Here is a 12358-nt window from a genome sequence, read left to right on the forward strand (position 1 = left end):
CGATAGGTGCGCTGCCCTGCGGGCGGGATAATAGTGGGGTCACTTTTGTCTGCATCTCCTGGGCGCTAGCCCAGGAAAAGATGCCAACAGGCTCCGGCCAGGAGCAGGGAGAACGCCATGATCACCACCCTTATCAACGAGCAGCTGATCGCGCTCGATTTAAAGGCCACGCGCAAGGAGGAGGTCTTCACCGAGATGACCCGATTGCTCGCGGCGCAAGGCAAGGTCAGCGACGAGCAGCAGTTCATCAAGGACCTGTGGGCCCGGGAAGAGCTGGACAACACCGGCTTTGAAGAGGGCGTTGCCCTGCCCCACGCCAAGAGTGCGGCAGTGAGCACCCCGGCGGTGGCCATCGGCATCAGCCGCGCCGGTATCGAGTACGGCGCCGAGGATGGCAAGCCCTCCCGGCTGTTTTTCATGATTGCCTCCCCGGCCGGCGGCGCCAACCACCATATCGAGGTGCTGGCCGAGCTCTCCGCCAAGCTGATTGAAGAGGGCTTTATCGATGCCCTGCTGGCAGCCAAGACCCAAGCCGATGCGCTGGCCCTGCTGCTCGAGAAGAAAGAAGAAACAGCCCCGGCGCCCGCCGCCGACAAGGGGCTGATCATCGGCGTCACCGGCTGCCCGGCCGGCATCGCCCACACCTATCTGGCGGCGGAATCCCTGGAGCGCGCCGCCAAGGAGCTGGGCTTTGAGGTGAAGGTGGAGACCAACGGCTCCATCGGCGTCAAGAACAGCCCGACTGCGGCCGAGATCGCCCGTGCCAGCGCCATCGTGGTGGCCTGCGACAAGCAGGTGGACATGGCCCGCTTCAACGGCAAGCCGCTCATCAAGACCGGCGTGAAGGCCCCCATCAAGGATGGCAAGGGGTTGATTGAGCAGGCACTGAAGGCCCCCGCCTATGTGGCGGACAAGGATGAGCGCAAGAACGAGGAGAAGAGCTCAGGCGGCAGCTCGGATCTCTACCGTTATCTGATGAATGGCGTCTCCCACATGATCCCGTTTGTGGTCACGGGGGGTCTGCTGATCGCCCTGGCACTAGCCATCGGCGGCGATCCGACCCCGAGCGGCATGCAGATCCCGGCAGGGAGCATGTGGAACCAGATCCTCAACGTGGGGGTCGCCGCCTTCACCCTGATGATCCCCATTCTGGCGGGCTACATCGCCTACGCCATCGGTGACAGACCCGCGCTGGCACCGGGCTTTATCGGCGGCTGGATCGCCAACAACGGCAGCTTCTACGGCGCCGACGCCGGTACCGGCTTTATCGGTGCCATCATCGCGGGCCTGTTGGTCGGTTATCTGGTGCGCTGGATTGCGACCCGCCACTACCACAAGATGGTGCAACCGCTGGTGCCGATCCTGATCGCCCCCATCGTCGGTTCCCTGTTTATCGCTGCGGTCTTCATCTTCATCATCGGCGCCCCCATTGCCGACATGATGACGGGTCTGAACGCCATGCTGCTCTCCATGAGCGGCGGCAGCCTGGTGCTGCTGGGGATCGTGCTGGGGGGCATGGCCGGCTTTGACATGGGTGGCCCGGTCAACAAGGTGGCCTTCCTCTTCTCGGTGGGCATGATAGCCTCCGGCCAGACCCAGTTCATGGGCGCCATGGCCTGCGCCATCCCGGCCGCGCCCCTTGGCATGTCGCTGGCTACCGTGCTCGGTCGCAAGCTCGGCATCTTCGATGCCACCGAAATTGAGGCGGGCAAGGCTGCTGGCGCCATGGGCCTGGTGGGGATCTCCGAAGGTGCGATTCCGTTTGCCGCCCGTGATCCGCTCGCCGTCATTCCGGCCAACGTGCTGGGCAGCATGACCGCCGCTGTGATGGCCTTCCTGTTTGGTATCACCAACAGCGTTGCCCACGGTGGCCCCATCGTGGCCCTGCTGGGTGCAGTCAACAAGCCGCTACTGGCCCTGCTCTGCATGATCTGCGGTGCCATCGTCACCGGCGTGGTGGCAGTTGCCCTGAAAAAGCTGCGGGTCAAGAAGAGTGACGAGGTGACCCTGGCCAAGGCCGCCTGATCCCCTCCCAACCAAGCCGCCCCTGCTGGGAGCGACTAAACCGGACGAGGCCACCTGCGGGTGGTCTCCTCTTTTGTCAGGTTCGAGAGAGCCCGTTCACCTCTGCCGCACGACGCCAGCTTGTGATCCTCTTCACGCTTCGCGGCCGGATCCCGCCAAACTAGGAAATTTTCCTACCCCCCCTAGGGATGGCTCTCACGCCATTTGCAGCGCGCCTCATTAAAGTCACGCTACCTGATGTGGTTACCCGACCCGCGCCATGGCGCAAGGGACGGGCATGGGTTCAATCGACAGGGGCTCGCCGCGCACCGCGCCCGCTTCCTGTTGTTCTTTCCGTGGCGTGACCTCCAACTCCAATCAAAAAGGGTGGAACGCGGCGGAAACAGCGTCTATCTCGCAGAGGATGAACGAAGATGTTTAAACTGCTCGAACAGGTCCGGGTCCCCACCCTGAACCTGCCGGTCGAAGCCCGGCGCAAGCTCTGGTTCAAACCGTTTATGCAATCCTATCTGGTTGTGTTCATCGGTTACCTGACCATGTATCTGATCCGCAAGAACTTCAACATTGCGCAGAACGACATGATCCAGGAGTACGGTCTCTCCATGACCGAGCTCGGCATGATCGGCCTTGGCTTCTCCATCACCTACGGGGTGGGCAAGACCATCGTCTCCTACTATGCCGACGGCAAGAACACCAAGCAGTTCCTGCCGCTGATGCTGATCCTCTCCTCCCTCTGCATGCTGGGCTTCAGTGCCAGCATGGGCGGCACCGGTTTCAGCCTCTACCTGATGATCTTCTTCTACGCGGCCAGCGGTTTCTTCCAGAGCTGCGGCGGCTCCTGCAGCTACTCCACCATCACCAAGTGGACGCCCCGCAACAAGCGCGGCACCTATCTGGGCATGTGGAACCTCTCCCACAACGTGGGCGGTGCCGGTGCGGCCGGTGTGGCGCTGTTCGGTGCCAACTACCTGTTCGATGGCAACGTGCTCGGCATGTTCATCTTCCCCTCCATCATCGCGCTGATCGTCGGTTTTGTCGGCCTGCGCTTTGGTAGCGACTCGCCGGAGGCCTATGGCCTGGGCAAGGTGGAAGAGCTGTTTGACGAAGTAGCGAGCGAAGAAGACGTCGCCACCGAAGAGCAGAAGCTGACCAAGTGGCAGATCTTCGTGAAGTACGTGCTGCTCAACAAGGTGATCTGGCTGCTCTGCTTTGCCAACATCTTCCTCTACGTGGTGCGCATCGGTATCGACCAGTGGTCTACCGTCTACGCCCACCAGGAGCTGGGTTTCTCCAAGGACGTGGCCATTCAGGGCTTTACCTTCTTCGAAGTGGGCGCCCTGGTCGGTACCCTGATGTGGGGTTACCTCTCCGATCTGGCCAACGGTCGCCGTGGTCTGGTGGCCTGCGTGGCGCTGGCGCTCATCATCGCCACCCTGGGGCTCTACCAGCACGCTACCACCCAGTTCATGTTCCTGGGCTCCCTGTTCCTGCTGGGCTTCCTGGTGTTCGGTCCGCAACTGCTGATCGGCGTGGCCGCCGTGGGCTTCGTACCCAAGCAGGGGATCAGCGTGGCCGATGGCGTCAAGGGCACCTTCGCCTACCTCATCGGTGACAGCTTCGCCAAACTGGGTCTGGGCATGATCGCCGATGGCACCCCCATCTTCGGCCTGACCGGCTGGAGCGGCACCTTCGCGGCGCTCGACATGGCTGCCGCCGCCTGTCTGGTACTGATGGCCTGCGTCGCGGTTGCCGAAGAGCGCAAGATCCGCCGCATCAAGCGTGAACTGAAAGCCGCTACCCTGGCGACCCAGTCCGCCTGAGCCCAGGCATCCGCCCAAGCTGGGCAGGCAGTCACTGCCCGGTCGCACGGTTTCACTCCGTAGTGTGCATTCGGCCCGCCCTCTGGCGGGCCGTTTTTTATCCCCTCTTTTCCCCACTTGTCCCTTTTGGGGCCGCAAAAACGCTCATCCCTTGCCCATCCCTTCAACAGAGCGCAGTCGGGATCCCATTTTTGCCTCCACCCCTTTGGCAAGGCCACCCCTTGGCGCTATCTTGTTGCCCCACCCGAATTTGCCGTGAGAGCCCATGAAGATCCTCGCCGTCACCGCCTGCCCCACAGGCATCGCCCACACCTACATGGCCGCCGAGGCGCTGCAAAAAGCCGCCGACAAGCTGGGGCTCAAGATCAAGGTCGAGACCCAGGGGGCCATGGGGCTGGAGAACATCCTCACCGCCCGCGACATCGCCGGCGCCGATCTGGTGCTGATCGCCTCCGATATCGAGATTGAGCAAAAAGATCGCTTTCTCGGCTGCCCCATTCACCAGGTGGCGCTGGAGGCGGTGCTGCTCGATGCGGTGGCCGTGCTCAAGACCGCCGCCCCCGGCGTCTAATGCTGATCCGCGAGATCTCCTTTCACTGCCGGCTGGGGCTCACCATCACCCAGGCCAAGCAGTTGAGCCGGCTGGCCGGGCTGTTCAAGTCCCATATCCAGTTCATCAACGTCACCCGCCGCCAGGCGGTGGAGGCGGCCAACCAGCTCTCCCTGCTCACCCTGGCTACCCAGCCCGGCGATCTCTGTCTGCTGCTGATCGAGGGGCTGGATGCCGAGCTCGCCCACATGGCCTTCACCTGCTGGTGCGTGGAGCTGGGCCAGCCGCTGGGGCGCCCCGGCAGCGCCGCCCTGGCCGAGCAGCGCCTCGCTCAGGCGCTGCCCGACTATTGCTTCACCCTGGCCCAGCTCGGCCATGCCACGGCGCCCCTCGACAAGACCCAAGCACTGGCGGTGCTGGTGGATCTACTGCCCGCCGCGCTGATAAGCGACAGGCCCATGCTGGAGCAGGCCATCGCTGCGCGTGAGCAGCTGGCCGCCACCATCATCCGGCCCGGCCTCGCCATGCCCCACGTCATCTGCCCCGCCATCCGCCGCCCTGCGCTCTCGCTGCTCAGCAGCAGCGAACCCATCGAGTGGGGCTCCGCGCTCGGGCCGGTGCAGACCCTGATTTTGCTGGCGGTGCCCGCCGGCCTGGCTCCCGAGCAGTTGCGCCCCCTCACCCGGCTGGCCCGCGCACTGATGGACGAGCAGGTGGGCACCGCGCTGCTGCACGCCGGCTCCGCACCCGCCCGTCAGGCCATCGTCATTGACGGCCTGCTTGGCTGAGCGACTGGCCTCCCGTCCCCGTCGTTCATGCCCGTGACAGCCCCCTGTGGTACACTCGCCCTTCCCCTGTTTTTGGTATGCATGCGATGAAATCAACCCGCCGCCGTCTCTCCCTCTCCGCCCGTCCTAACGCCGAACATTCGGCCAGCGGACCCGCCGCCACGGCGCGCCCATCCCAACGCCGGGAGTCGCAGCACGCCATGAGAGACAAGGAGGGCGAGCGCAAACCGGCACCGGCGCCTGCCGATCGCAAGCTGCTGCTCTTGAACAAGCCCTACATGGTGCTCTGTCAGTTCACCGACGAGGCGGGCCGCGAGACCCTCAAGGATTACATTACCGAGCCCGGCATCTATGCCGCGGGCCGGCTCGACCGCGACAGCGAGGGGCTGTTGCTGCTCACCAACGACGGCAAGCTGCAGGCGCGCCTCACCCAGCCGGGAGAGAAGACCCCCAAGACCTACTGGGTGCAGGTGGAAGGAGTGCCGAGCGAGGAGAAACTGGCGGCCCTGCGCGCCGGAGTGGAGCTCAACGACGGCATGACCCTGCCCGCCGGGGCGCGCATCATGGATGAACCGGCCGTGTGGCCGCGCAACCCGCCCATTCGCGAGCGCAAGGAGATCCCCACCTGCTGGCTGGAGATCAAGATTGTCGAGGGGCGCAACCGCCAGGTGCGGCGGATGACCGCCCATATCGGTCACCCCACCTTGCGCCTGATCCGCTACGCCATCGGGGAGTGGACCCTCGATGGTCTGGCGCCGGGGGAGAGCCGCGCCCTGCCCGCTCCCGATCTGGCACCAGCACCACGGCATTCTGCAACGCACGGCAAGCCGCGCACAGCCGCCAGGCCACAGGGGGCCGGCAGCAACAGCCAGGCCCGGCCGACCCGTCACGCCCAACACCAGGAGCGGGACAGCCGTGAAGCGAGCCCCCGCCCGGCCAATCGCAGCGGCGGCCGTGGCACCGCGCGCCGTCCGGCCCGCAGCAAGCCATCGGAATAACACGAGCAAGCCATTTGGCCAGTGTGCCGCAACATAGATGGCGCAACCTGATCGAGTGCCACAGCAAGGCACAATGCACAAGACAAGGAGTCCCAATGAGCGATCATCCCCCCCTGCCCGCCCGCCTTACCGTGGCCGCCCTGGTGCACTGGCAGGGTCGCTTCCTGCTGGTGGAAGAGGAGATAAAAGGCCAGCGCCGCTTCAACCAGCCCGCCGGCCACGTGGAGCCGGGGGAAGATCTCGTCCAGGCGGCCTGCCGCGAGCTGAAAGAAGAAACCGGGCTCACCGCCGCTCCCACCGCCTGGCTCGGGGTCTATCTCTACAAGCCGGCAGACAGCGAGGCCACCTTTGTGCGCATCGCCGTCATCTTCGACCTTGAAAAGGCGCCGGGCCAGCACCATCCAGAGGATCCCGACGGCGACGTGCTGGCCTGCCACTGGCTCACCCTGGAGGAGATTGCCGAGTGCAAACCGGCCCTGCGCAGCCCCCTGGTGTGGCAGTGTATTCAGGACTATCTGGCGGGCACCCGCTTGCCGCTGTCGGCCCTCAAGGCCTTCATTTAAGAGCCGTTGGAAGCTCTTTTTGACGCGATTGGGCCGAGACAAGAAAAACGATTTCCTGCTGCCGGGTTCCTGATGGGAACGGCGGCATGGATATGTGACCGGGGGCGCGAAATTCTGGTAGAATACGCCCCGTTTAAACGAACTGGTAACTTCGACTAATGACAGACAACAGCCAAATCAAGGTGATCGTCGGCATGTCCGGCGGCGTGGATTCTTCCGTCTCGGCCTACCTGCTCCAGCAGCAGGGCTATCAGGTCGAAGGCTTGTTCATGAAGAACTGGGAAGAAGACGACACGGACGAGTACTGCTCTGCCGCCCAGGATTTGGCTGATGCCAAGGCCGTCTGCGACAAGCTGGGGATGAAACTCCACACCATCAACTTCGCCGCCGAGTACTGGGACAATGTGTTCGAGCACTTCCTCGAAGAGTACAAGGCCGGCCGTACGCCGAACCCGGATATCCTGTGCAACAAGGAGATCAAGTTCAAGGCGTTCCTGGAGTTTGCCGCCGAGGAGCTGGGTGCCACCTACATCGCCACCGGCCACTATGTGCGCCGTGACGACAGCACCGGCCGCCCGCGCCTGCTGCGCGGCCTCGATACCAACAAGGATCAGAGCTACTTCCTCTACACCCTGAGCGAAGCTCAGGTGGGTCAGAGCCTGTTCCCGGTCGGGGATCTCGAGAAGCCGGAGGTGCGCCGCATCGCCGAGCAGCTCGATCTCATCACCGCCAAGAAGAAAGACTCCACCGGCATCTGCTTCATCGGTGAGCGCAAATTCAAGGACTTCCTGGCCAAGTTCCTGCCCGCCCAGCCCGGCCCCATCGAAACCGTGGACGGCAAGGTGATCGGCGAGCACCAGGGGCTGATGTATCACACCCTGGGCCAGCGCAAGGGGCTTGGCATCGGCGGGCGCAAAGATGCCACCGAAGAGGCCTGGTACGTGGTCGACAAAGAGGTCGAGCGCAACACCCTGATAGTGGCGCAGGGCGAGCATCCCCGCCTCTACTCCGATGGCCTGATCGCGAGCCAGCTGCACTGGGTGGATCGCACCCCCATTCGCGAACCGCGCCGTTGCACCGTCAAGACCCGCTATCGGCAGGAAGATATCCCCTGCCTGATCCAGCCCATCGACGATGAGACCATCCGGGTCATCTTCGACGAGAAACAGGCTGCGGTGACCCCGGGTCAATCTGCCGTCTTCTACGACGGGGAAGTGTGTCTGGGCGGCGGCATTATCGAGCAGCGTTTCAGCCATCCGGTGTAAGGGCTGGACGCTCACAAGCGTCCGCGCTCTACTCCCTTCTCCCCTCGCGGGGAGAAGGGACAAAGAAAAAACAGCACAAGGCAGTGATACATGATTGGCAACTTACAGGCCGGATCATGGCATCGGCCGGTGAATGAACAGAACAGGGCTGTGAAGATATGAGCGACAAATTCCAAGACAGAACCATGGCCTTTGCCGGCATCTGCCAGGCCGCCTACCTGGTGCAGAAGGTGGCCCGCGACGGCACCTGTGACGAGGCCTCCCTGCGCGAGAGCCTCTCCAGCATCCTGGTCACCGACCCCAAGCAGCCGCTGGACGTGTTCGGCAACCACCTGGCCATTCGCGACGGCTACCGCGCCCTGGTCGAGCAGCTGGGCGCCGACGGCAGCCAGAAGAATGCCGAGCTGACCCGCTACGTGGTGAGCCTGATTGCGCTGGAGCGCAAGCTGGCCAAGCGCAAGGACATTCTCAATATGCTGGGCGAGCGGATCAGCCAGATCGGCCGTCAGCAACAGCATTTCGATCTGCTCGACGAGCAGATCCTGGCCAACATGGCGAGCATCTACAGCGATCTTATCAGCCCCATCGGGCCGCGCATCCAGGTAGCGGGTACCCCGCTGTTCCTGCAACAGCCGCTGGTGCAGCACAAGGTGCGCGCCCTGCTGCTGGCCGGCATCCGCGCCGTGGTGCTGTGGCGCCAGCTCGGCGGCAGCCGCACCCAGATCATCTTCGCACGCAAGAAGATGGTCGAACTGGCCAAACGTTACTAATCATCGCTCGCGCCCGGGCAGAGAGGTCGACATCAAGGTGAACAGCCGCACATCAGCCTTGATAACCACTGCAAGCGCGCGAGTGAATAAGCATCCCCCACACACATCAGGAGTTCACCACATGGAGCTGTCAGCGCTGACTGCTGTTTCCCCGATTGACGGTCGTTATGGCGACAAGGCCGATGCCCTGCGTCCCATCTTCTCCGAATTCGGCCTGCTGCGTTTTCGCGTCGAAGTCGAGGTGCGCTGGTTGCAGAAACTGGCCAGCCACGCCGGGATCCCGGAAGTCCCTGCCCTGAGCGCGGCCGCCAGTACCCTGCTCGACGGCATAGTCCAGAGCTTCAACGAAGCCGACGCCGCACGCATCAAACAGATCGAGCGCACCACCAACCATGATGTGAAAGCGGTGGAGTACTTCCTGAAAGAGAAGGTGGAAGTGAACCCCGAGCTCGCCGCCGTCAGCGAGTTCATCCACTTCGCCTGCACCTCCGAAGACATCAACAACAACTCCCACGGCCTGATGTTGAAAACCGCCCGGGAAGAGGTGATCAAGCCTTACTGCGAGAAGCTGATCGGCGAGATCAAGCGCCTGGCCCATGAGTATCGCGACATGCCGCTGCTGTCGCGCACCCACGGTCAGCCGGCCACCCCGAGCACCATGGGCAAGGAGATGGCCAACGTTGCCTACCGTCTGGAGCGCCAGCTCAAGCAGATCATGGCTGTCGAGATCCTCGGCAAGATCAACGGCGCCGTGGGCAACTACAACGCCCACCTCAGCGCCTACCCGGATGTGGACTGGCACCAGTTCTCCGAGGAGTTCGTCACCTCTCTGGGCCTGACCTGGAACCCCTACACCACCCAGATCGAGCCGCACGACTACATCGCCGAGCTGTTCGACGCCATGGCACGCTTCAACACTATCCTGATCGACTTCGATCGCGATGTGTGGGGCTACATCTCCCTGGGCCACTTCAAGCAGCGCACCATCGCCGGTGAAATCGGCTCCTCCACCATGCCGCACAAGGTCAATCCCATCGACTTCGAAAACTCCGAAGGCAATCTGGGTCTGGCCAACGCCGTGTTCCAGCACTTGGCAGCCAAGCTGCCCATCTCCCGCTGGCAGCGTGATCTGACCGACTCGACCGTGCTGCGCAACCTGGGCGTGGCGGTGGGTTACTCCCTGATTGCCTATCAGGCGACCCTGAAGGGTATCTCCAAGCTGGAAGCCAACAGCGATGCCATGGCCGCCGATCTGGATGCCAACTGGGAAGTGCTGGCCGAACCGATCCAGACCGTGATGCGCCGCTACGGCATCGAGAAGCCCTATGAGAAGCTCAAAGAGCTGACCCGCGGCCGCCGCGTGGACGCCGAAGGCATGCGTACCTTTATCGACACCCTGGAATTGCCGGAAGCCGTGAAAGTCGAGCTGAAGAAGCTGACCCCGGCCAACTATATCGGCGACGCCCAGCGTCTGGTCGATCTGCTGAGATAAGCTGATAACCAATGAACAGGGGCTCTGTGCATGCTCTGCCACAGGGCCCCTGTTATTTTCGACCTGCGTCACTTTGTTCAACGACGTCGCCATGCTCAACTACGTAGTTGTTCAACTACGTAGTTATGTTCAACCGAGTGGCCTTGCCCAAGCCCGTCTTGGGCAAGCCCTCTCTCACAAGATACGAGAAGCACCATGTACCAACTCAATCTGGATATCGCTCACTTCCTCGAGCACTACTGGCAGAAGCGCCCGCTCCTTATCAAGGGCGGTTTCAAAGACTTTCAGGATCCCATCAGCCCGGACGAGCTGGCGGGTCTGGCCATGGAGGAGGTGATTGAATCGCGCCTGGTCACCCGCTTCAACAACAAGTGGGAGGCAGCCCACGGCCCCTTCGAATCCTACGATCACCTGGGTGAGGAGAACTGGACCATTCTGGTGCAGGCCTGCAACCACTGGGCGCCCGAGGTCAACGAGCTGGCACTGCCGTTCCAGTTCATCCCGGGCTGGCGTTTTGACGATGTGATGGTGAGCTTCTCCACCCCCCATGGCGGTGTCGGCCCCCATATCGACAACTACGACGTCTTCATCACCCAGGGTCAGGGCAAACGCCACTGGCGGGTTGGCGATGCCACACCGCGCAATGAGTTCGCCGCCCATGCCGCCCTGCTGCACTGCGAGCCGTTCGAGGCGATCATCGACGTCATCATGGAGCCGGGCGATATCCTCTACATTCCGCCCGGATTCCCCCACGAGGGCTACGCCATTGAGCCCTCCCTGAACTTCTCGGTGGGCTTCCGTGCACCGGACGCCAAGGCGCTTATCTCCTCCTTCGCCGATCACCTGATCGACAACGACCTGCGTACCGAGCGCTACGGTGATCCTGACCTCAAGCCCCGCGCCCGCCACGGCGAAATCCAGCCCCACGAGCTGCACCGCCTGCGCGAGCTGATGCAACAGGCCCTCGATGACGAGACCCTGTTCAAGGAGTGGTTCGGTACCATGATCTCCGAGGCCAAGCACGATCTGGACGTCAATCCGGTGGAGCCGGACTACAGCGCCGAGGAAGTGGCCGACCTGCTGACCCAGGGCGAGCCCGCCATCAAGGTGCCGGGGCTGCGCTCTGTCTGGTTCAGTGGCGAAAGCCAGACCTGCTACATCGACGGCGAAGCCTGGACGCTGCAGAGCGAGGATGCCGCCGCCATTTCGCTCTTGTGCGACAAGGACATGGTCACCCAGGCCGACATGGTGGAGCTGGCCGATCAGGCCGGCTTCCTCCAGCTGCTGACCCGGCTGGTCAACCGCGGCTACTGGTTCTTCAACTGATCCCCTCGCGGTGACAGAAGGCGCCCTCGGGCGCCTTTTCTATCTCAGCTGCCCGACCTCACCGTCTCTGCTGCCGACCCGGCCACCCCGGCGGCGCTTTCACTTCTGCTCTGATCCACAACCTGCTTTCGAAGCTGAACCCACTCTTGACGGCACCCCTGATGATGCTTTTTTGCGCAAGTGAAAGCTCGTATCATGCGGCCATTGCTCAAGCAGCCAGGTTTAGCAGAGAGGTATCCCATGCAGATCAGCACTCGTCCCATGCCGTTGCCCGGTTATGACAACGCCTATCCCAAGCTGACCCCGGAGCAGCTCAACCAGGGCCGCGACAAGGCGCTGGACAAGAGAGATGAATACGTGGCGACGCAGGAGGAGAAAGAGACCACCCGCCGCACTCTGGCCGTCTCCTACACAGAGCAGCAGCAGGACAAGGCCGCCGTGGATCGCTATCTGCAAGCCAGTGGGCAGGAGAGCGATGATAAAAGCGCCCCGACGGCCGTCGATCTCTACCGGATGGAAGAACGCCACCAGCAGCAGCAACAGCAGCTCGGCGACTACCTGCAATACCGGCAGAGCCCCCTTGGCAAGCGACTGTCGGGCATGACAGGAGCCGAGGATCGCAAGGGCAACCTGCTCGATACCCGCGCCTGAGCAAGCCCTGTACACGCAAGGGGATGACATAAAAAAAGCCCTCGCTGAGGGCTTTTGAGTGTTGCCGACAAGGGCATGGCCTGTTTTCGACACATCAGGAGTCGATACGG

11 protein-coding genes are annotated in these 12358 nt (G+C 62.9%); all 11 read left to right on the forward strand.

Annotated features, from left to right (window positions below; genetic code table 11):
• Positions 1–117: 117 nt before the first annotated feature.
• The 11 genes from AB5Y98_RS04880 to AB5Y98_RS04930 all read left to right on the forward strand — a co-directional run bounded on the left by AB5Y98_RS04880 (position 118) and on the right by AB5Y98_RS04930 (position 12248).
• Positions 118–2025 carry a fructose-specific PTS transporter subunit EIIC gene (locus AB5Y98_RS04880; protein ID WP_368231445.1) on the forward strand — a complete coding sequence of 636 codons (1908 nt, stop codon included), beginning with the start codon at positions 118–120 and terminating at the stop codon, positions 2023–2025.
• Between the two features lie 413 nt (positions 2026–2438).
• Complete coding sequence (gene uhpT / locus AB5Y98_RS04885; RefSeq protein WP_043132379.1) at positions 2439–3845, forward strand: hexose-6-phosphate:phosphate antiporter; 1407 nt, start codon at positions 2439–2441, stop codon at positions 3843–3845.
• A 265-nt stretch (positions 3846–4110) separates the two neighbouring features.
• Positions 4111–4416, forward strand: a complete 306-nt coding sequence (locus AB5Y98_RS04890; RefSeq protein WP_017409976.1) for a PTS fructose transporter subunit IIB — start codon at positions 4111–4113, stop codon at positions 4414–4416.
• Positions 4416–5183, forward strand: coding sequence for a PTS sugar transporter subunit IIA (locus tag AB5Y98_RS04895; protein ID WP_368231446.1), 768 nt, complete (start codon positions 4416–4418; stop codon positions 5181–5183). The genes AB5Y98_RS04890 and AB5Y98_RS04895 overlap by 1 nt, the downstream gene beginning before the upstream one ends.
• Positions 5184–5260: 77 nt before the next feature.
• Entirely contained in the window at positions 5261–6181 is a 921-nt protein-coding gene (locus tag AB5Y98_RS04900; protein WP_368231447.1) for a pseudouridine synthase, read from the forward strand.
• 95 nt (positions 6182–6276) lie between these two features.
• Positions 6277–6744 carry an NUDIX hydrolase gene (locus tag AB5Y98_RS04905; RefSeq protein ID WP_017766656.1) on the forward strand — a complete coding sequence of 156 codons (468 nt, stop codon included), beginning with the start codon at positions 6277–6279 and terminating at the stop codon, positions 6742–6744.
• A gap of 158 nt (positions 6745–6902) precedes the next feature.
• A complete protein-coding gene (gene mnmA, locus AB5Y98_RS04910; RefSeq protein WP_043132371.1) occupies positions 6903–8009 on the forward strand; it encodes a tRNA 2-thiouridine(34) synthase MnmA in 1107 nt (368 codons plus the stop codon).
• Positions 8010–8167: 158 nt separating this feature from the next.
• Positions 8168–8779: a high frequency lysogenization protein HflD gene (gene hflD / locus AB5Y98_RS04915; protein ID WP_043759119.1), complete on the forward strand. Its 612-nt coding sequence runs from the start codon at positions 8168–8170 to the stop codon at positions 8777–8779.
• Positions 8780–8900: 121 nt separating this feature from the next.
• Positions 8901–10271 carry an adenylosuccinate lyase gene (gene purB / locus AB5Y98_RS04920; RefSeq protein ID WP_368231448.1) on the forward strand — a complete coding sequence of 457 codons (1371 nt, stop codon included), beginning with the start codon at positions 8901–8903 and terminating at the stop codon, positions 10269–10271.
• A 195-nt stretch (positions 10272–10466) separates the two neighbouring features.
• Entirely contained in the window at positions 10467–11597 is a 1131-nt protein-coding gene (locus AB5Y98_RS04925; RefSeq protein WP_368231449.1) for a cupin domain-containing protein, read from the forward strand.
• Positions 11598–11837: 240 nt separating this feature from the next.
• A complete protein-coding gene (locus AB5Y98_RS04930; RefSeq protein ID WP_368231450.1) occupies positions 11838–12248 on the forward strand; it encodes a hypothetical protein in 411 nt (136 codons plus the stop codon).
• Positions 12249–12358: the final 110 nt, after the last annotated feature.

It is taken from the genome of Aeromonas sp. s3 (assembly GCF_040907805.1).
Taxonomy (GTDB): domain Bacteria; phylum Pseudomonadota; class Gammaproteobacteria; order Enterobacterales; family Aeromonadaceae; genus Aeromonas; species Aeromonas dhakensis.